Annotated in this window: 16 protein-coding genes and 2 pseudogenes; 10 read left to right on the top strand and 8 right to left on the bottom strand. The window is 52.5% G+C overall.

Going from position 1 to position 19672, the window contains the following annotated elements:
* The first annotated feature begins 554 nt into the window (after window positions 1–554).
* The 7 genes from HAV38_RS20165 to HAV38_RS20135 all read left to right on the top strand — a co-directional run bounded on the left by HAV38_RS20165 (window position 555) and on the right by HAV38_RS20135 (window position 6796).
* On the top strand, window positions 555–959 hold the full coding sequence (locus HAV38_RS20165) for a hypothetical protein (RefSeq protein ID WP_168057196.1): 405 nt from the start codon (window positions 555–557) through the stop codon (window positions 957–959).
* Between the two features lie 581 nt (window positions 960–1540).
* On the top strand, window positions 1541–1738 hold the full coding sequence (locus HAV38_RS20160; RefSeq protein WP_168057195.1) for a hypothetical protein: 198 nt from the start codon (window positions 1541–1543) through the stop codon (window positions 1736–1738).
* A 17-nt stretch (window positions 1739–1755) separates the two neighbouring features.
* Window positions 1756–2157: a hypothetical protein gene (locus HAV38_RS20155; protein ID WP_168057194.1), complete on the top strand. Its 402-nt coding sequence runs from the start codon at window positions 1756–1758 to the stop codon at window positions 2155–2157.
* A gap of 114 nt (window positions 2158–2271) precedes the next feature.
* Window positions 2272–2376 carry a type II toxin-antitoxin system HicB family antitoxin gene (locus HAV38_RS22370; RefSeq protein ID WP_168057193.1) on the top strand — a complete coding sequence of 35 codons (105 nt, stop codon included), beginning with the start codon at window positions 2272–2274 and terminating at the stop codon, window positions 2374–2376.
* Between the two features lie 527 nt (window positions 2377–2903).
* A complete protein-coding gene (locus tag HAV38_RS20145) occupies window positions 2904–4121 on the top strand; it encodes a polysaccharide biosynthesis/export family protein (RefSeq protein WP_245182484.1) in 1218 nt (405 codons plus the stop codon).
* The gene (locus HAV38_RS20140) at window positions 4118–4555 is read left to right on the top strand and encodes a low molecular weight protein-tyrosine-phosphatase (RefSeq protein ID WP_168057192.1); all 438 of its coding nucleotides are present in this window, start codon (window positions 4118–4120) and stop codon (window positions 4553–4555) included. Before HAV38_RS20145 ends, HAV38_RS20140 begins: the two co-directional genes overlap by 4 nt.
* 21 nt (window positions 4556–4576) lie before the next feature.
* Complete coding sequence (locus HAV38_RS20135) at window positions 4577–6796, top strand: polysaccharide biosynthesis tyrosine autokinase (RefSeq protein ID WP_168057191.1); 2220 nt, start codon at window positions 4577–4579, stop codon at window positions 6794–6796.
* Between the two features lie 422 nt (window positions 6797–7218).
* Here HAV38_RS20135 and HAV38_RS22365 read toward each other — a convergent pair.
* Window positions 7219–7836, bottom strand: a pseudogene (locus tag HAV38_RS22365) (transposase); the annotation flags it as partial.
* A 175-nt stretch (window positions 7837–8011) separates the two neighbouring features.
* Here HAV38_RS22365 and HAV38_RS20125 point away from each other — a divergent pair.
* The 3 genes and pseudogenes from HAV38_RS20125 to HAV38_RS20095 all read left to right on the top strand — a co-directional run bounded on the left by HAV38_RS20125 (window position 8012) and on the right by HAV38_RS20095 (window position 10446).
* Entirely contained in the window at window positions 8012–8404 is a 393-nt protein-coding gene (locus tag HAV38_RS20125; RefSeq protein WP_168057190.1) for an IS66 family insertion sequence element accessory protein TnpB, read from the top strand.
* 143 nt (window positions 8405–8547) lie between these two features.
* A pseudogene (tnpC, locus tag HAV38_RS22395) lies at window positions 8548–9488 on the top strand (IS66 family transposase); the annotation flags it as partial.
* 622 nt (window positions 9489–10110) lie between these two features.
* Window positions 10111–10446 (top strand): hypothetical protein, encoded by a 336-nt coding sequence (locus tag HAV38_RS20095; RefSeq protein ID WP_168057185.1) that lies wholly within the window; start codon window positions 10111–10113, stop codon window positions 10444–10446.
* Window positions 10447–10712: 266 nt separating this feature from the next.
* Here HAV38_RS20095 and HAV38_RS20090 read toward each other — a convergent pair whose 3' ends face one another.
* From HAV38_RS20090 to HAV38_RS20060, 7 genes are all read right to left on the bottom strand, one after another.
* Entirely contained in the window at window positions 10713–11687 is a 975-nt protein-coding gene (locus tag HAV38_RS20090; protein ID WP_168057184.1) for a quinone oxidoreductase family protein, read from the bottom strand.
* Between the two features lie 127 nt (window positions 11688–11814).
* Complete coding sequence (locus tag HAV38_RS20085; RefSeq protein WP_168057183.1) at window positions 11815–12852, bottom strand: phosphotransferase; 1038 nt, start codon at window positions 12850–12852, stop codon at window positions 11815–11817.
* The gene (locus HAV38_RS20080; protein WP_168057316.1) at window positions 12849–13622 is read right to left on the bottom strand and encodes an SDR family NAD(P)-dependent oxidoreductase; all 774 of its coding nucleotides are present in this window, start codon (window positions 13620–13622) and stop codon (window positions 12849–12851) included. The genes HAV38_RS20085 and HAV38_RS20080 overlap by 4 nt, the downstream gene beginning before the upstream one ends.
* Window positions 13623–13630: 8 nt before the next feature.
* Entirely contained in the window at window positions 13631–14821 is a 1191-nt protein-coding gene (locus HAV38_RS20075; RefSeq protein ID WP_168057182.1) for an acyl-CoA dehydrogenase family protein, read from the bottom strand.
* A gap of 276 nt (window positions 14822–15097) precedes the next feature.
* Entirely contained in the window at window positions 15098–16183 is a 1086-nt protein-coding gene (locus tag HAV38_RS20070) for an enolase C-terminal domain-like protein (RefSeq protein ID WP_168057181.1), read from the bottom strand.
* A 185-nt stretch (window positions 16184–16368) separates the two neighbouring features.
* Entirely contained in the window at window positions 16369–17814 is a 1446-nt protein-coding gene (gene aldA / locus HAV38_RS20065; RefSeq protein WP_168057180.1) for an aldehyde dehydrogenase, read from the bottom strand.
* Between the two features lie 95 nt (window positions 17815–17909).
* On the bottom strand, window positions 17910–19658 hold the full coding sequence (locus HAV38_RS20060; RefSeq protein ID WP_245182483.1) for a PQQ-dependent dehydrogenase, methanol/ethanol family: 1749 nt from the start codon (window positions 19656–19658) through the stop codon (window positions 17910–17912).
* Window positions 19659–19672: the final 14 nt, after the last annotated feature.

Raw genomic sequence — 19672 nt, 5'->3', positions numbered from 1 at the left:
CTTATACCGTCGGCATGTAACCGCCGTGTAACCCGATGTGAAAATGGTTTTTTCAGCTATTCGTGTGCCCGCTCTCCCTGTTTTAGATAAAGTTTGCGCTTCCTTAAAATCTCCGCTATGGTTTGCTCGTCCCTGAAAAAAAAGGGGAACGGGTTTTGCAGCCTGACAACACAAAAGCGCACAAACGGCGCAATGCCGTTTTTATGTGTGTCTGTCTTCGTCTGCCCTCAATGGGCGGCGGTGGCAGGGAAGCCTTCGGGCTTGCTGGTTTTCTTTTGTGTACCAGTCTGCAAACCTTGTCATTTGCCGCCCCCCCGTTTTGCAGCGGGGAGCGGTTTAACCGCACACAGAGAAAACACAATGCCTAACGTTTCGCTTTCCCCGCCCCGTTTACAAATAATCCAACATCTCACGATTCAATCTAATGCCGTGACAGCAGTGATGTCCATAGTTGATACGCGTACTTTCGATCGTCAGAAGAATGCCCGGGTTGATTGCCATCAACTTGCAACGGATGCTTCCATCGACTTGCCTATAGTAATCGGCGGTGTAGCATGACCAAGCGACGGTGCAGCTTAACTCAAGGCCCGGTTATACCAAAAACTAATCCCCATTTCCGCGGCGTTGACCGCGCACCGTATGAGATTGGCTATCTGCTCAAAAGTATCGATGACGCTGTTTCACCCTACGCGCCAATCACCGACGATCAGGCACAGAAAGCCGAAGCCATCGCCAAGCACGTAGACAACGTGCACGGGGTTATTTTTCGTGGACTGGAAGCGATTGGCGAAGTCCTCTCCATTGCCGCCTGTAATGCAGAATCAATGGTGAACGGCAGCACCGTTTCCGCCATAGGAGAAATTATCCGACACCTGAGCGTCGAGGCCCAAATGATGCGTGACATGGGCAGCTTGATGACAGATACGGTAGCGGCCTACCAAAAAAGGCGCGCGGATTGACTAAGGCCACCCCGACGCATTAGTTAAATCCACCGCCGAGCCTCTAGCAGAGATGTAATTCGCGAATGAACAGCATAGACGTGTTTAATTGACTCAAGGCAGCGGTCTGGACACATGTTTTTTACTCGCGGCATTCATCACTAATACCACCCAGCATTAACACAAAGCGTTACACCCTTAGGCTTGTAGCGCTTTTTTCGTTTTGAGCTTATACCGTCGGCCTGTAACTGCCGTGTAAGGCAATGTGGAAAATGGTTTTTTTTACGGTTATTCGTTAGCCCGCTCTGTCCTGTTTCAGGATTTAAATAAAGTTTGCCCTTCCTCAAAATCTCCGCTATCGTTTGTTTGTCCCTGAGAAAGAGGGGAATGGGTTTGGAAGCCTGATTACACAAAAGCGCACAAACGGCGTAACGCCGTTTTTTACGTGCGTCTGCCTTCGTGCGCCCTCAATGGGCGGCGGTGGCGGGGAAGCCTTCGGGCTTGCTGGTTTTCTTTTGTGTACCAGTCTTCCAACTCCACCATTTGCCGCCCTCCCTACTTGGAAGTAGGCGAGCGGTTTAACCACACACAGAGAAAACACAATGCCTAACGTTTCGCTTTCCCCGCCCCGTTTACAAATAATCCAACATCTCCCGATTCCATCCAATGCCGTGACAGCAGTGGTGTCCATGGTTGATGCGCGTACTGTCGATCGTCAGAAGAATGTCCGGGTTGTTTGCCATCAACTTGCAACGGATGTTTCCATCGACCTGTTTATATTAATCGGCGGTGCAGCATGACCAAGCGGCGGTGCAGCTTGACCAAACCCACGCCTCTACAGCATGGGCCAGTTATACCAAAAGCTAATCCCCATTTTCGCAGCGTAGAACGCGCACCGTATGAGATGGGCTTTCTACTCAAAGCTATTGCTGACGATGTTTCATCCTTTGCGCTAATCACCGAGGATCAGGCACTGGAAGCAGAAGCCATCGCCAGGCACGCAGACAACGCGCAGGAGGTTATATCCCGCGGACTGGAAGCGATTGGCGAGGTCCTGTCTATTGCGGCGTGCAATGCAGAATCAACGGTGAACGGCAGCACCGTTTCCGCGATAGGAGAAATTATCCGACACCTGACGGTCGAAGCCCAGCTAATGCGCGACATGGGCGGTTTGATGACAGACACGGTAGCGGCCCACCAAAAAAGGAGGAGGCAATGACTGCGGCTATCACTCGGCAGACGCATTAGTCGACGCCACCGCCGCACCCCTCCGACTATGCGGAGAGCTTTTAGATGCTGGTGAATACCGACCGCTCTAATCAATACGCGGCCTGTGCGCCTGAAATTCTCATTGCCAGAAAGTCTCCTGCATGACATCGACGTTTTTGCGCAGTCCTATCATTTGGAACGCTCGGGCTTCTTGGCCAAGCCGCGGTAAAGGTGATCGCGCAATTGATAGATATTCAAGTGTCGAGGTGATCACCACAAGCCGCCCTCTGGCAGCTTATATATTTGACGGTATCCAGTGCATCTTCGGCCCTATATAAAAAGACGGTCCTTCTAGCCTAAAGCAAGCGTGATTACGGGCGTGGGAGTAATTTAGAAGTGGCAAATGTTTTATTGTAGCGGCACGCACAAAAGCTCAAGATAAGCTGTTGTTTCTAAACGCCATTAGCGAGTCAAAATGCTATTTATTTTCTGGGACGAAAGAATACGCTGCATAACAACTGTTAAAATCATGCCTAGGAGAATATTTTAGATTGCTTTAAGTTTAAGCACATGGCGCAAAAACTATTTGCTCAGGGTGCTGGGAGCTTTTTGAGCGATATTGCGGTACTTGCGATAAATATGTTATCACAGCAATAATTTTCAACTAAAAACCTTTCATAAAAACAATATAAAAAGATATATAAGACACAACGTATCAATTTCGACGAGAGCGGTGTTCTATTTTGAACATCATTTATGTTGTATATGCAATGGACTGCCTCTGGGTCTTTAGGTTCTACCGCTTCCTCTATCAAGGTAAATTACTTCATGCATTGTTTGTCTACAACCCGCCTGAAACGGTGGGCAATACTTGGATTGATTCCTTTATTTACCGCATGTGCGCTTGCTCCCGGTATGCGTATGGAAAAAAAATACATATCTGAAGACGCGCCGGCCGACTCAGGCGTGAGGCCGATCCTAAAGGTCATCACCCCGCAATTGTTGCAGGCGGATAAAGCGATGCGCGAGCAACAGGCTGGCCAGGATATAAGTGCGTTGATGGCAAAACCGACGCCGTATCTTATCGGCAGCGGAGATATTCTGACCATCGTAGTGTGGGAGCACCCTGAGCTATCAACACCTGCCATGACAGGCGCCGGCGCAACCATTAGTACCTCCAGTAGCGATGCCACTTCAACAGGTTCTGCTACGCCGGGGTTCGTAATTGATCAGGATGGACTAGTCCAGTTTCCTTACGTAGGACGGCTTAAGGTTGGTGGCCTCACTGAGGCGGACGCCCGGGCTTTGCTGACCAGTCGTCTCGCGAAGTACATTAAAAAGCCCGACCTCACACTGCGTGTGCAGGCTTACCGCAGCAAACGCATCTATATAGACGGCGAAGTTAAAACTCCAGGTATCCAAGTCATCAACGACCTCCCAATGACATTAGTGGAGGCGGTGAGTCGCGCAGGCGGGTTCCTACCGACTGGCGATCAAAGTCAGATTAACGTTAGTCGTGCTGGAATTACTTACCGGGTGAATTTGCCACAATTGATTCAAAAGGGCGTGAATCCGTCCGATATTCTTTTGATGGATGGTGATCTGGTGCGTGTTGTCTCGGTACTAGAAAGCAAAATATTCGTCTTGGGCGAAGTGACGAAACCTGTCACGCTGACCTTGCGCAATGGCAAGATGACACTCAATGAGGCACTAGGTGATGCAGGCGGCCTTAACCAGCTAAGTGCAGAAGGCCGACAGGTTTATGTAGTGCGCAACGCTACTGACATGAATCCGATTGTCTATAACCTCGACGCTCGCTCGCCGGTAGCGCTCGCTCTCGCTGAAAACTTCGAGCTAAAACCTAAGGACGTTGTGTATGTAGATGCGTCTTCACTTGCTAACTGGGCGCGGGTAATCAGTTTGATCGTGCCTAGCGCGCAATCGTTAACAGGCGCGGTACAGGCTACAAAATGATTGGTAACATTCTCGTCCTCTGCGTTGGCAATATCTGTCGTAGCCCTATGGCAGAGGGCTTACTAAAGCGCGCTTTGCCCGAACAGACGGTACGTTCAGCTGGCATAGGCGCAATGATCGGTTATCCAGCCGATCCATTTGCCATTCAGCTTATGCAAGGGCAGGACATCGACATAAGTGCGCACCGTGGACAGAGCTTGATGAGCTGGATGGTTAGTGAAGCAGATATTATTTTGGTCATGGATCTGGACCAAAAGCGTTTTATCGAACAGAAACACCCTACTTCTAAAGGCAAGGTGTTTCGACTAGGTGAGTTTGATAAATACGACATACCAGACCCTTATCAACGCGACCTCGCGGTATTCCGCCAGACTTATAGCCTAATTTCCAAAGGCGTTGACGCGCTGACCGAGCGCCTCGCATACATTAACTAACAGAATCCGTTCAAATAATCGATGAATCAACCTATTCAGCAGTTAGTCCCTTTAAACATGCCAGACGCCGATGAAGTCGACCTGGCGAGTTATCTCGACATTTTTTTTGATTATCGCTGGCTGATCCTGAGCATAACATTGGTGGTTACGCTGTTAGGTGCTGCTTATGCTTTTATAGCAAAGCCGATCTACGAAGCGAATATGTTGATCCAGGTGGAAGATAGCCCCAGTTCATCAAAGAATATTTTGGGCGATATGGCTTCGATGTTTGACGTAAAAACAGCGGCGACATCGGAAATGGAAATCCTTCGTACGCGCATGGTAGTGTCCCGTGCGGTCGATAACCTAAAGTTAAATATTACTGTACGTCCCAAATACTTGCCTCTGGTCGGAGAATGGTTGTCCAAACGCAATAAGCAACTTTCGCAACCCGGTTTATTCGGCCTTGGAGGCTACGCGTGGGGTTCCGAAAAAATTGACGTTTCCACGTTTGATATACCTGCCTCTTTAGAGGGGCATGAATTTGTGCTTACTGCAGGGCGCAATGGCCAATTTGGTTTGACTGAAAATAAGCAGGACATTTCGCTTACAGGCACCGTAGGATCTTTGCTAAAAGCTGCAACAGATAATGGCAATATTGAGTTAAAAGTAGATCTTCTTTCTGCCAGACCTGGCGCACAATTCGTATTGAGTAGTTCTTCTCGGTTGGCCACGATCGAGAAGCTTCAAAATGCAATGATGATTAGTGAAAAAGGCAAGCAGTCAGGGATTATTAGCGTTAGCCTAAAAGGCACTGACCCCAAGTTGACTAGCAGTATTCTCAATGAGATAGGCCGTGAATATGTGCGGCAGAACGTGGAGCGCAAATCCGCAGAAGCTGAAAAATCTCTTACCTTTCTGGATAAGCAACTTCCTGATCTCAAGCGTCAACTGGAGCAGTCAGAGATAAAGTTTAACCAGTTTCGCAATTCGAGCGGTACGATCGATTTGGATGAAGAAAGTAAGATGCTATTGCAGCAATCTGTGACTGCGCAGACCAAAATGATTGAGCTGAAGCAAAAACGAGAAGAGTTGCTGATCCGTTTCACTCGTGACCATCCGGCTGTGGTCGGGATCGATAGTCAGATGAAAGAGATTAACGGCGAAATGCAAGCTATTACCGTTAAGATCAAAAAACTACCTCTGGTGCAACAAGATGTACTTCGCCTAACCCGCGACGTTAAGGTCAATACCGATCTTTACACTGCCCTGTTGAACAGCGCCCAACAATTGCAATTGGTCAAGGCCGGTAAAGTAGGTAACGTCCGCTTGGTTGACGCAGCGATGGTGCCTGAACAACCGATCAAGCCTAACCGGCCTAGCGTGATCGGCGTGGCAGTTCTAATTGGGCTTTTTTTTGGCGTGATAAGTGCTTTTATCAGAAAATCTTTATTTGGCGGGTTGACGGATGCCCATGAAATTGAGCATATTTTAGGGTTGACCGTCTATGCGAACATCCCTCACAGCACGCGGCAAGAGGCATTGCATCAGCAGGTGCGCGGTAAGTCACCCCAGGTGTCAGTATTAGCACAAATTGATCCAACCGATATAGCGATTGAAAGCTTGCGTAGCTTGCGTACGTCGTTACAATTTTCGATGTTGGACGCCAAGAATAATATCGTATTGATTACAGGCCCCACGCCAGACCTGGGCAAATCATTTGTGTCGGTAAACTTTGCGGCAGTCATGGCTGCTGCCGGCAAAAAGGTTTTACTGATTGATGCTGATTTGCGCAAAGGTTACCTTCACCAATACTTTGGAATAGGTCGAGAAAGAGGACTGTCAGAACTTATAGTAGGTACTTGTAATTTGGAGCAGGTTTTGCATACGGAAGTAGTGAAGAACGTCGACTTTATTTCTACTGGTGTATTGCCGCCCAACCCTTCGGAATTGTTATTGCATGAAACGGTAGCGCGGCTACTGAATTCGTTGTCGGTTAGCTATGACTATGTGCTGATAGATACTGCGCCGGTATTAGCAGTGTCCGATACACTGATACTTGGTCCCTATGTTGGCGCGATCTTCATAGTTACGCGTGCCGGTAAAAGCACAATCGGCGATGTTAAAGAGACTATCAAACGCTGCAGCCAGAATGGCATACCTGTAAAAGGTGTTATTTTCAATGACATAAAGCGCCGACCAGGAGGTTACGGTTATGGCTATAAATATGGTAAATATCGTTACACCCAATATAAATACTGACATAAGACTGAAGCGAATAGCTGTCCGGTCCCGTTTGATTGTAAGCTCGTTTTTAAAATAGATCCGCTTTCTCCTATTACCTCTTCTTAAGAACCTGAGTCGAGGTTTTTCCATAAATTGCCCGTTGCCGGATATGGTGGTTGTAGAGTTTCGGATAGCCGTACAAAGCAAAGTGGCTTCGGGCTCGGCGTCGTTGGCGAGATAAGTTTGATGGTTCATCTGATATGGCCTTTGAAGCGTTCAACCATACCGTTCTCTTATGGGTGACGCGGCGGCGATAGCCGATGCTTGATGGCGAACGGGTTGCAGGCGACGTCGAAAGCGCGCTTGAGCCGGGAAAGGAAATCGACGCTGCTTTCTTTGCTCTGCTCATTGCAGATACGGAGTAAGCGATCAATGCACGACGTCCCTTGCGGCTTAATTTATGCAGGCGCTTGGCCGATTGGCTGCAGATTCCACGGCAGCAGCGCTTCGTAGTCATCGGCAGTATTGGCGTAAGCCAGCACCGTGAACATCTCGGTAAGATACTGGTAAGCGTCGATATTTTCCGCCTTGGACGTTTCAATCAACGAGTACAGATTGGCACTGGCTTTTGCGCCACCAACAGTATCGGCAAATAACCAGTTTTTTCTTCCGATCACAAATGGTCTAAATGTATTTTCACAACTATTGTTATCCATGGCCAGGTGCCGTTCTCGACATAGCGCGTGAGTTTGGACATGCGCCCAGCAAGCCAAATGGACGAGGTGATTGACGGCCGATATCGCGTTATACGGTGCATAACCGTCGGTCATGAACGCAGCGCCTGCGGGTACGCCGGCCCAGAGATCGGCCCCATGTTGGGTACTGCGTCACGGCGCGTAGCCGAACAACCTTACCGGTGGGCCAACGCCGCCATTCATCTGAGTCCACATATAACTCCTGGTTTGTGCTGCGCGCCCGGGCTCCTTGAGCACCTGCGCCACCGTTTCATCGCCAAACACGACCTTACTGTCGAGCAAATGATCGCGCAGTAAATTAATCAGCGGTTGCACGGCAGTAAGCGTCTTCCTAAGGGCCTATTGACGAATTCCGGCGACGGAATTCAATCGGCAAGAATTAGCGGGTTATCGCCATCGTAGATGTAAAGTTCGTAAGCGTGACTCCTGCGCCCTCTGGACTTAGGTAGCGCTATACGCCAGAGTGGTTCACACTACTTTAATGACGGGAGCTACTTTGAATACTGAATTGAAGCCCGGCAACCGGAAGGGACGACCGAACTATCCGGTCGATTTTAAGCGGCGGCTTGCCGCAGCGTCATGTGAAACCGGAGTGTCGGTTTTCAAAATGGCGATGGCAAATGGTGTCAATGCCAATATGGCGTTTAAACGGCGACGAGAATTTCGCGCCGGCCTGTGTGACGATGTACTTCAAACAATGTCACCATTACTTCCCGTTGTGCTCGTTGAAGCGTCTTCGATGATCTCCCCAACCTTGGTTAGTGCAGAGACGGTACCGGCTAGCGCGTCCGATCCGATCGAAATCGTTTTCGCCGACGCGGTCGTTCGTGTACGGGCGGGCGCTGATGTGGCGTTGCTCAGGACGATCTTCCAGAGTCTGCGCGCATGATCGGCTGACGGCCGCAAACGAGCAGTGGCAAGGTCCATTTGCCACAAGCCCAGCTGTCGATGCTGCTCGAAGGCATCGACTGGAAACAGCCGAACCGTACTTGGACCCCAATCTCAGTGTTGTAAACAGCCACGGTTGCGCGCATGCCTGATGCCGGCCCTTTCGCCGATGATATTGCCGCCCTCAAGGCGTTGCTGCAACAACGTGACAGCGAAGTGCAGCAGCTATGCGTAGCGGTTTCGACACTGGCGCAGGCACTCAATGTGCGCACGCGGGAAATCGCGCAACTCACGCTATAAATTGCCCAGCTCAAGCGCATGCACTTCGGTCGCAAATCCGAAAAGATCGACCGCAAAATTGGGCAACTCGAAACCCGCCTCGAAGATCTGGTTGCCGAGGACGGTGCGAGCTAACAGGAACAGCCTGCCGTCATTTTGCCAGGGCGCGCCACAACGGCGCGCCAGCCGCTACCGGAACATCTGCCACGCGACGAACGTCTCTATGAACCCGCCGAGATGCTCTGCGTGCAATGCGGTGGTGGTTTCAAGTACCTCGGCGACGACGTCTCGGAACAACTGGAAATCATCGGTGCCGCTGTCAAGGTGTTACGCCACGTGCGGCGCAAGCGCGCCTGCGCCTGCTGCGACCGGGTTATCCAGGGCGTCGCGCCGAGCCAGCCGATTGAACGCGGCATCGCCGGGCCGGGATTGCTGGCCCAGAATATTGTGGTAAAATTCGCCGATCACCAGCCGTTGTACCGACAGGCAGAGATTTATGCGCGACAGGGTGTCGCGCCGGACCGTTCAGCGGTGGCCCGCTGGATCGGTGCCTGCGGCGCGCTGGTGCGCCGCTGGTGGAAGCACTGCAGCGCTACGTGATGGCACCGGGCAAGGTGCATACTGACGACACGACCATGCCGGTGCTGGTACCGGGCAATGGCCAAACGAAGACTGCGCGGACCTGGGTGTATGTACGCGACGACCGCTGTTCCGGTTCGACGGAGGCACCGGCGACCTGGTTCACTTACTCGTCGAATCGCCAGGGCATTCACCCGCAGACCCATCTGGCGAAATTCCGTGGTGTGTAGCAGGCGGACGCTTTTATGTGACAGTACAGAATAGGACATTACAAGTAAGGGCAGGATAGACGCTATTGAATTGGCACCCGGCGAAGCACTATCACCGGACACGGAGTGGTCAATCGCAGTCGACGGTGGATTCGTGCGAGGACGAGAAAAGGTACGGCCGGCCTCGTTCGAGATGCTGACGGGACGTCTTGCTGCTTCAGGGGTGAAGCCTCGCGTTTTCGCTTGCGTGCGTAGCGAAGTTCCGTCGATTGCAGACAGATTTGCCACATTGCTTCAGACATGTGCAGGAACCATGTCTCCATAGGTTTGTGTGATTACGGATGGTGGCAGTGGCGTCCAGAGCATACATCGTCAGCTGCCGTTTCCTGTAACGCCCATCCTGGACTGGTTCCATCTCTCTATGCGCATCCGATATCTGGAACCAATCTCGCAAGGTATACAGGCATGGTCCGAGACAGAAACGCATACAAAGAATCTACTGCATCAAGAGATAACAAAACTACGATGGTGCTTTGGCATGCCAGCTTTGAGAAAGCGGAGGATAAAATCCGACAGGCGCTTGTGCTGTGTCGCATCATCGTCGCAGAAACGCCTGCCTTTAAAGAGAGCTTGCGTCATCTTGACTATCGATTGCGAGTGGATATACATCGAAGGCAACAAGACTTCACTTGTTGCCTATGCAAAGCGACAGAAAGAAAATAAGCCAATTTCAACGGCGATGGCAGAATCTGCGGTCAACCAAATCATCAATGCCCGAATGTGCAAGCGCCAACAGATGAGGTGGACAACCCGCGGTGCGCATTTGCTGGCACAAGTACGGTGTGCTGTGATCAATGACGATCTTCCAACGAAACTTGCAGCTTATTACAAGAAAATGAGTGAACTACCGGAGCACATAAGCCGCTTTCTTGAACTTTTACGACGGGGGGCTAAGCAAGAACCCCAGCCTTTTTAACAGTCCCACAAAAGAAGGGCTACTCCTGTAAATTCAGTGACTTACGGATTTTGGTTTGTTTCCAGATTTACTTTGATTGCCGTCCGCGATGATTTTGGAATGCCACACATTGCTACTAGTCGCCGTTTTAGGCGACGATTTTTTTGCCAATGGTTTTGGAACGGCTGGTTTATATAACCTTTGTAAGGCCGCAGCCGACTCGACGCTCAGCGCGGATCGTCGGTGTCACTTTTGAATCGCTGATGAGATTTCTGGACTGTCGCTTTTTACGGAACTAACAATAGCGGCCTTGAAGCACCTTTCGCTTCCAGTAGTCGATGACAGTCGGCGGCATTAAAAAGGGGAAACTCAATCGCAGGATTGACCTTCAGCCAACCCTCAGTTAAAGCACCAATGACGTTTTGAGCCATTTGCGCTCGCACATGATTCTCCCGTGTATAGTGAAAAACGATGGGCCGTGAAAGCGAATTCGATTTGGCAGCTAACTGCGATACCTCGAAAGGCGGAACGGCGCCGGATGCCTGGCCGAAATTGACTAAATGTCCGCAAAATGCCAGAGAACTCAAGGAGCCAGCGAATGTCTCTTTCCCCACGCCATCGTAGGCCACATCAACGCCACGTCCATCCGTGTAGGCGCGCACGCTATTGGCGACGTCCTCTGCAAGGTATCGAATGACATGGCAGCAACCTGCGGCTTGCGCAAGCCGAACTTGCTCTTCAGAGCCAGCAGTACCAATGACAACGGCACCTTTTTTAGTTGCCCACTGACATAGCATCTGACCTACGCCACCGGCCGCAGCCTGAACCAGGATCGTCATTCCTGCGCGAACCTGATGGACCCTATTTAACAGCATCTCGACCGTCAGTCCGCGTAGTAGAGCAGAGGCGGCAACGGTATCGGTGAGCGTATCTGGCAATGAAATCAATAAATTTGCATCAATCAGGCGTTCCGACGCATATACACCGTAAGCGCCCGTGATGTAGGCAACCCGATCGCCAATATTGACGTTGTTGACGCCCTTTCCTAGTTCCATCACAACGCCTGCCGCCTCTATACCCGGCGTACCGGGCAGGGTCAAGGTCTTATACAAACCTGACCTGACGTACACATCATGAAAATTTACCCCAATCTTAGTGTGCAGCAGCTTGGCTTCGCCGGGGCCGGGATGTCCAACATCGACGTCTTGTAGCGTGAGAACTTCCGGTCCTCCGTACTGCTTAATGACGATTTGTTGTGCCATAAGAGCTCCTATCGGTAAGTGTTTGAGACGAATGGCGATTCATGTTTCATTGATTTTCGTATATACAATTGTTTCGTATATACATTGGCGCTGATGATTGACGGTTCGAAGTCAGTACAACATAACGTTAACGCCTGGATGCCTCATAGCGCTGTGCAGATTCCCAACCGAGTTCGGCCAACGGCGCTGCCTTGCGCCCGGTTTCTACCGCGTCATGCGCCGCAGCGTTGCCATCCGCAGCGCGCTGTGCAATGCCGTGCAGAATCGCTGCCATGCGGAACAGATTGTAGGCAAGGTAGAAGTCCCAATGCTCTGCCGGGTCGCGCCCGGTCGCCTCGGTGTACATCGCCACGTATTCTTCTTCCTTCGGGATGCCCAGTGCTGCCAGATCAAGCCCTGCAATGCCGCGCCACAAGGTGGGCGAAATGCGCCAGGACATGCATTGGTAAGACAAATCTGCCAGCGGATGCCCCAAAGTTGACAGCTCCCAGTCGAGCACGCCAATGACGCGAGATTCGGTCGGATGAAACACTAGATTGTCGAGCCGATAGTCGCCATGTACCAACGTGGTTTCGTCGCCTTGCGGAATATTATCGGGCAACCAATCCATCAGCTTTTGCATCGCGTCGTTGACTGGCAGGGTAGATTCGCGGCATTGACGCGACCAGCGGGTAATCTGCCGCGCAAAATAGTTGCCGGGCTTGCCGTAGCTTGCAAGGCCGACGGCCTCTTGGTCCACGCTGTGCAGCGCAGCGATCACGCGGCTCATTTCACGATAAATAGTACCTCGCTCAGCAGGCGCCATACCCGGCAGGGATTGGTCCACCAGTACCCGGCCGTCGAGAAATTCCATCAGATAAAACGGGGTTCCGACGATGCTCTCGTCCTCACAATAGAGATACATATGCGGCACCGGCACATCAGTGCCTCGCAGCGCTTTCATTACGCGGTATTCGCGGTCGATGGCATGGGCTGATGCAATCAGTTGTCCCGGCGGTTTTTTGCGCAGCACATAGTGACGCGCGCCGGTGCTGAGCCGAAATGTCGGATTTGACTGGCCGCCGGTCAGCGGCGATGCATTGAGCGGTCCGTCACCGCTTAGTCCTTGCGCTTGCAGATAATGCGCTAACGCTTCCATTGGCAGGGAAACCGAACGTATGTTCATAGAGAATTTACCAGATGCGCGCCGTCTACGGCAAGGGTGGAACCCGACATCCCTGAACCGGCGTCGGAGACGAGTAGTAGCAGCGGGCCGTCCAGATCGGTCAGCTCGTTGAAACGGCGGGTCGGAATGCGCGAGCGCAGTTTGTCGCCCGCGGCGCTGCTGAGAAATTCACGGTTCAAGTCCGTCACCACGTAACCGGGCAGCAACGCGTTGACCCGGATGTTATGCCGCGCCAACTCCAGCGCCATCACCTTGGTGGTCTGCACTACGCCGGCCTTGGAGATGGCATAGGGTGCCACACCGCTGGCCACCCGCTCGCCCAGGATGGAGGCGATGTTGACGATGCTACCGCCACGGCCTGTAGCCACCATGCGTCGCGCGGCCTCGGTAGCGACCAGCCAGCAGCCCTTGAGATTGGTCTCAATCACACTGTCGAAGTCTTCTTCGGTTTGTTCCAGCAACGGACGCGTCACGGTAATACCAGCGTTGTTCACGACCACATCGGGCACGCCCCAGCTGGTCAGTTCATGGAAGCAATTGCGCACACTGGTACTGTCGGTGACGTCTAGCGCAAGTGCGCGTGCTTGGCCACCAGCAGCGGTGATGCTCTCAACTAAACACTGCAACTTGTCGGCACGACGCGCCGCCACTGCTACGCGTGCACCCGCGCTGGCGAGCAGATGGGCAAAATGGTTGCCCAAGCCGCTGGAGGCCCCTGTTATCAGGACTATGCGCCCATCAAGGCGAAATCGGTCTATGGCTTTATGCATGTTTTGTATCATGTCTGGTCTCCGGCGGCGGCCGCCTTGTCAGCCTGATGTACCAGCTTGCGCGCCATGCTCCAGCGGTGCACTTCGCTCGGACCATCGTAGATGCGGAAAGCCCGCATGTCAGTGAAGATGCGCATGACAGCAGTTTCGGCCGTCACACCCTGTCCACCCAGCATCTGCACGCAGCGATCTACCACGCGCCACTCAGCCTCCGAGCAAACCACCTTGGCGCGACTCGATTCGAAGTTGCATTTTTCGCCCTGATCCAGCATCCAGGCAGTGTGCCAGATGTGCAGGCGTGCAGTGTGCAGATCCATGTCATTGTCTGCCAGCATGAAGCCCACACCTTCGTGTTCTGCCAGAGGCTTGCCGAAGGCCTGGCGACGACGGATGTATTCGAGGGCAATGTCGTGCGCACGGCGGGCTTGTCCTAGCCAGCGCATGCAGTGTGTCAGGCGTGCGGGTGCCAGGCGCACCTGTGCGTACCGAAAGCCTTTGCCTACTTCGCCCAATACATCGCTTGCGGGAATGCGCAGATCGGTGAAGCGCAGTACCCCATGACCGCCGGTGAAGCAGGCGTCCATCGCATCCATATTGCGTTCAAGGGTGATGCCGGGGCGGTCCATGTCGGTCAGAAACATCGTGGCCGAGCCATCTTCCATGCGCGCCATGATGATGGCGTAGTCCGCACCGTCGGCACCGGTAATGAACCATTTCAGGCCGTTGATGACGTAGTCATCGCCATCGCGTACGGCATGGGTCATCAGCATCGACGGATCGGCCCCTGCTCCCGGTGAAGGCTCAGTCATGGCAAAGCACGAGCGCGTCTTGCCGGCGACCTGTGGGCGTAGCCAGCGTTCTTTTTGTGCGTGGGTGCCAACTTCTTCCATGAGGTGAATATTGCCTTCGTCGGGCGCATGGATGTTGAGCGCCGTGGGTCCTAGCCATGAGTAGCCGGCTTCTTCAAAAATGGCGGCTTTTGCGACATGACTCAGGCCCAGGCCGCCCATCTCTAGCGAAGCATGGGGCGTGAGCAGGCCCGCTGCGCGGCCGCGCTCAATCAGTTCGCGGCGTAGCGCCTCGTTGGGGCCATGGCTGGACTGGCGGGCGTCTTTCTCTAAGGGAATGACCTGCTCGGCGATAAAGCGCCGTGTGCGATCACGCAGTGCGCAGATTTCCGGTGGAAGGGTGAAATTCATGACTACTCTCCGTTGTTGCGGGTAATAAGGACTGGGAAAAGAGGATTTATTGGACCAATGAGATTGCTTACTTTACATGTTTTTACAAATGTAGTTTTTAGTGCATTAAAGTAGTGGCGTTTCCTTCGCTTAAAAAAGAGAAAGTTCTCCTTTAGGCATGAGGACAAAGGAAATTAAAGCGCACTCACTGTCACAAAGACGATCTTTTTTTTGATTGGATGAATCTCAAATAGCGAAAATATCTTTTCTTTAGCTATGTCATTGGACCAATCTTTGTCACTGAACCATATAGCGCGATACCGCTTGTTCATCCCAACTGATCCCCAGGCCTGGACCCTTCGCGGTGATTGTTCCATTGACCACTTCATGACGCTCCTCAACGATGCCACCGGCAAAGTCGAGGTACTCAAGCCAGTGGAATGTGGGTGTTACTGCCAACACATGAGAACTTGCTTCGATGAAAAGGTGGCTGGACACAGGCAAGGAAGCCGCATCAGCGAGTGCCGCCGCAGCCATCCACCCAGTTACTCCACCAATTTTCATGATGTCGGGCATAGCGAAGTCGCACGCGCCTGCGCTGATAGCACGTTGCATGTCTCTGGGGAACCACCAGTTCTCGCCGGTCTGAATGCGGGCACCGCTTGATGCCCGGACCCGTGCATGACCTTGTAAATCTTGCGCTGAAACTGGCTCTTCAACCCAATGAAGGTCGAACTCCAGCAAGCGCTCAATCCGTCGGCACGCTTCGGCTGGCCCGAGGCTCTGATTGTAATCAAGCATTAGCGCGACGTCCGGTCCGATCATCTCGCGTACGGCGCGTACTGTGTCTATATCTTTCTTGAGGTCGGCATCGCCGATTTTGATCTTGATTCCCTCAAATCCACGTTCTAACGATTGCAAGATATCGCGTTCGTCGGCGCGAACGTCTACTACACCGTAGCTATCGTACGCACGAAGCGCCCTCGGCGATCCGCCTAAGAGTCGCACTACCGGCATGCCAGCCGCCTTCCCCAATATGTCCCAAAAAGCCATGTCCAGCCCTGAAATCACCATTCCCAGCAAGCCCTGCGTTCCAAGCAGCCGAAAGCGCAGGTCGAGTTCGCGCATGCGATCTACCGGTACGACTGCCTTGCCTTTAAGATCGCGTGCCAGCTCCTCAACAATTTTCACCAGGGGAATTAACGATGTCGGGGTATAGCCGAACAGGTATGACCGACCCGTGATCCCCTCTTCTGTAGTGACATCAAGCAAGACGAGTGGTGCGGCAGGAATAGTGCCGACGGCGGTACGGATCGGGCGACTGATGGGCGCTATAACAGCGCGCGCTGTTATGTCTCTTATGGTCAATGGTGCTGTGTTCATTTTATTCTCCGCTGGATGCAGGCGCTGCCAGGCAACTAAGGTTCCAGAGTGTTTTGGTCCGGCGTGAAATCCTCGCATCGCCGCGGAGTCCGTCGCCTGCAAATTTTCGTTTTAATGCACTTGTCTAAAAATACTTAGCCATAGGCGCCGGTGTAACAGGCTTTTGCACCGGCGCACGCGCCCTGTTAAAGCTGGCCGTGATTCATATAAACTACCTGCGTCTCCAAGTGCTCATACAATCCATGCTTGCCATCTGCACCACCGATGCCCGATTTGCGGCGACCGGCATGGAAGCCTTGCATCGCTTCAAAGTGTTCACGGTTTACATAAGTTTCACCAAACTCAAGCGCATGGCATGCCTGCATTGCATGATTAAGATTGCGGGTGAAGATTGAGGAGGTCAAGCCATATTGGCTATCATTTGCAAGTTGAATAGCTTCTTCAAGGCTATCAATTTTTTGTATCGGGATGACTGGTCCGAACACTTCCTTATGCATGATCTCCATTTTGTGAGAGCAATTCATCAGGACTGTGGGTTCGTAGTGAAATCCATCATCCCGACCGGCAATTCTACCGCCGGTGACCAGTTCAGCACCTTCGGCTAAAGCACGCTGGACCATCGCATCGACCCTATGCAATGCTTGTTTATTGATCAGCGGCCCCATGTGCAGGTCCGATTGTGAGAGAGGGTCCCCGAAGCGCGTACTTTTCATATGCGTCGCGATTTTGGCGGTTAGCTCGTCGGCTACGGAACTGGCGACGTAGATGCGCTCCGCGCAGTTGCAGAGTTGTCCCGTATTGGTAATGCGGGAATCCCAGATCGCCTTTGCGGCGAGGTTGAGGTCGGCGTCCTCCAGCACTATCACAGGTGCCTTGCCGCCTAGCTCCAAATTGACCCGGGTCATATTTTTGGCTGCACTGCCCATGATGCGCATACCAACGTCAACGCTGCCGGTGAAGCTCACCATATTGATATCCGCATGGCCGGTCAGCGTTGCACCTACCGAAGCACCGCGCCCGTTGACCAGATTAAACACACCTTTTGGAAGATCGGTCTCATCCACCAGTTTCGCGAATTCATACGCATTAATAGGCGATTCTTCGCTAGGCTTGATCACGATGGTGTTACCGGTGATCAATGCCGGTGCCATCTTGCGCGCGATCAGGAAGAAGGGGAAATTCCACGGCAAGATTCCCGCCACCACGCCGAGCGGTTTGCGTAACATGAAGATAGTTTCACCGACCCGGTCACTGGTGATGACTTCCCCTTCGATACGGCGGCCCCATTCGGCCATATAGTCGATGTAATCGGCAGTGAAGGAGACCTCGACGCGCGCAAGTTCAAGGGTCTTGCCCTGCTCGCGGGTGATGATTTCTGCCAGACGATCAACATGCTGACGAATCTTTGCCGAGATCGCGCGCAAGTGGCCTGCCCGCTCAATCGCTGGCAGCTTTGCCCAGCTGCGCTGCGCCACGCGCGCTGCCGACACGGCCGCATCCACGGCATCCGACGTGCTATCTGAAACGGTCCCGATAAATCCTTGGGTAGCGGGGTTATAGATTTCAATCTGACCACTGCTGCCAGCGTCAATAAAATGCCCATCGATATAGTTCTGATAGTGATGCGACATAGCTTCTCCATTTATTGTTGGTCGGGCATGCCGCAGGCAACCGCCCGGACATGCCTTCTTGGGACAACCTTTTAAGAATGCAATACGGTCAGCTACTATTCCAATCGGAACACGTTGACTACGCCACCCTGTGGTACCAATGTTTTAGTTGGCATCACCGCATCGAAGGCGCCTTGCATACGCGCTGCATCAATGCCCCAGCCAGACTGGACGGCAATATACTGCACGCCATCGACCTCAAAACTGGTAGGAACGCCGATCACGCCGGAACTCATCGCCTGTTCCCACAACAGTTTGCCATTACGCGCGTCGAAGGCCCTGAACTTGCGATCATTGGTACCGCCGCCAAATACCAGATTGCCTCCGGTGGTGAGTAACGGACCCCAGTTCATTTGCGGATAAGTGTGGGTCCAGACTTTTTTGCCGGTTTTCATATCCCATGCCTGCACTTCTCCAATATTCTTTTTGGCTGCTTCATCCAGACGAACGTGCGTCAGGATGTTGTCGAGGGATACGCCGATAAACAACTGGCCAGGCTTATACTTACCTGCCGATATGCCAGTGATTTCCGCACAGAGGTTGTTATTTGCCGGAACATATAACAGGCCCGTGTTCGGGTTGTACGCTTCAGGTGTCCAATCTTTGCCGCCCCACAGCGACGGACAGAAGTTGACCGTTTTTCCAGTGGCGGGCACGCGGGTAGGATTGTAAGATGGTCGACCGGTCTTCTTATCGATGCCGGTAAAGACATTTTGCAGTACAAATGGCCACGCATCGACAAAATCGATCTTGTCCTTGTCACGCTCCAGCCACCAAAGGTAACCATCCCGACCAGCATGCACCAGTGATTTGACTTTCTTTCCGTTGCGTTCGATATCAATCAGCAGCGGTGCGGAAACTTCATCCCAGTCCCAGCCATCGCCATAATGGTACTGATGATGCCCTTTGAGTTCACCGGTATTAACATCAATCCCCATCACGGAAGACGAAAACAGATTGTCCCCTGGTCGAGTATCGGGCATCCATGAGGCCGCATTACCGATACCCCAATAAGACACTTTAGTATTGGAATCATAGCTGCCCGTCACCCATACCGAACCACCGCCCGTTTTCCAGGAATCATCTTTTGGCCAGGTCTCTGAACCAGTCTCACCTGGTGCTGGAATCGTATGGCGCTTCCATACTTCCTTGCCGGTGTCGGCATCATAAGCGGCAATAAAGCCGCGAATGCCGTACTCACCGCCGGACACGCCAATCATGATTTTACCTTCAGCTGCGAGCGGAGCCAGTGTTGAGTAATAGCCGGCCTTCCAATCTGCCGACGCCGTTTTCCACAGCTCTTTACCAGTGACGGCATCGAGCGCGACGACAAACGCGTCGGTGGTGGCGATAAACACTTTGTCGCCGTACAGTGCAACGCCGCGATTGGTCGGATGCAGCTGCTGAAGCTCTTCCGGGATTTGCTTTTTGTAGCGCCAAATTTCCTTGCCCGATTTAGCCTCGAATGCAATCACCTGATTGTTCGGTGTCGTGACGTACATGTAGCCATTGTTGACGATAGGCGGAGACTGGTGGCCGTCCAGCATGCCGGTCGCGTAGCTCCATGCCAGTTTCAGATTTTTGACGTTGTCGGTGTTAATTTTTTTGAGCGGACTATATCCCCACGATTCGTAGTTGGCACGGTACATCAACCAGTTTTGCGGCTCCGGTTTGGAGAGTCGCTGGTCGGTCACCGGGGTGTAGGGTTTGAGATCGGTGCCCGCGGGCGTCTCTGCGGCTATCACGGCAACCGGCAGAAAAGCTGCCATCGCCAATAGGCTTGTAATGCGATTTTTTTTCATCATTGTCTTCTCCATCT

It is taken from the genome of Glaciimonas immobilis (assembly GCF_011947285.1).
Taxonomy (GTDB): Bacteria; Pseudomonadota; Gammaproteobacteria; order Burkholderiales; family Burkholderiaceae_D; genus Glaciimonas; species Glaciimonas immobilis.
The sequence above is the reverse complement of the archived record's forward strand: the minus strand, read 5'-3'. Positions and strand labels throughout refer to the sequence as shown.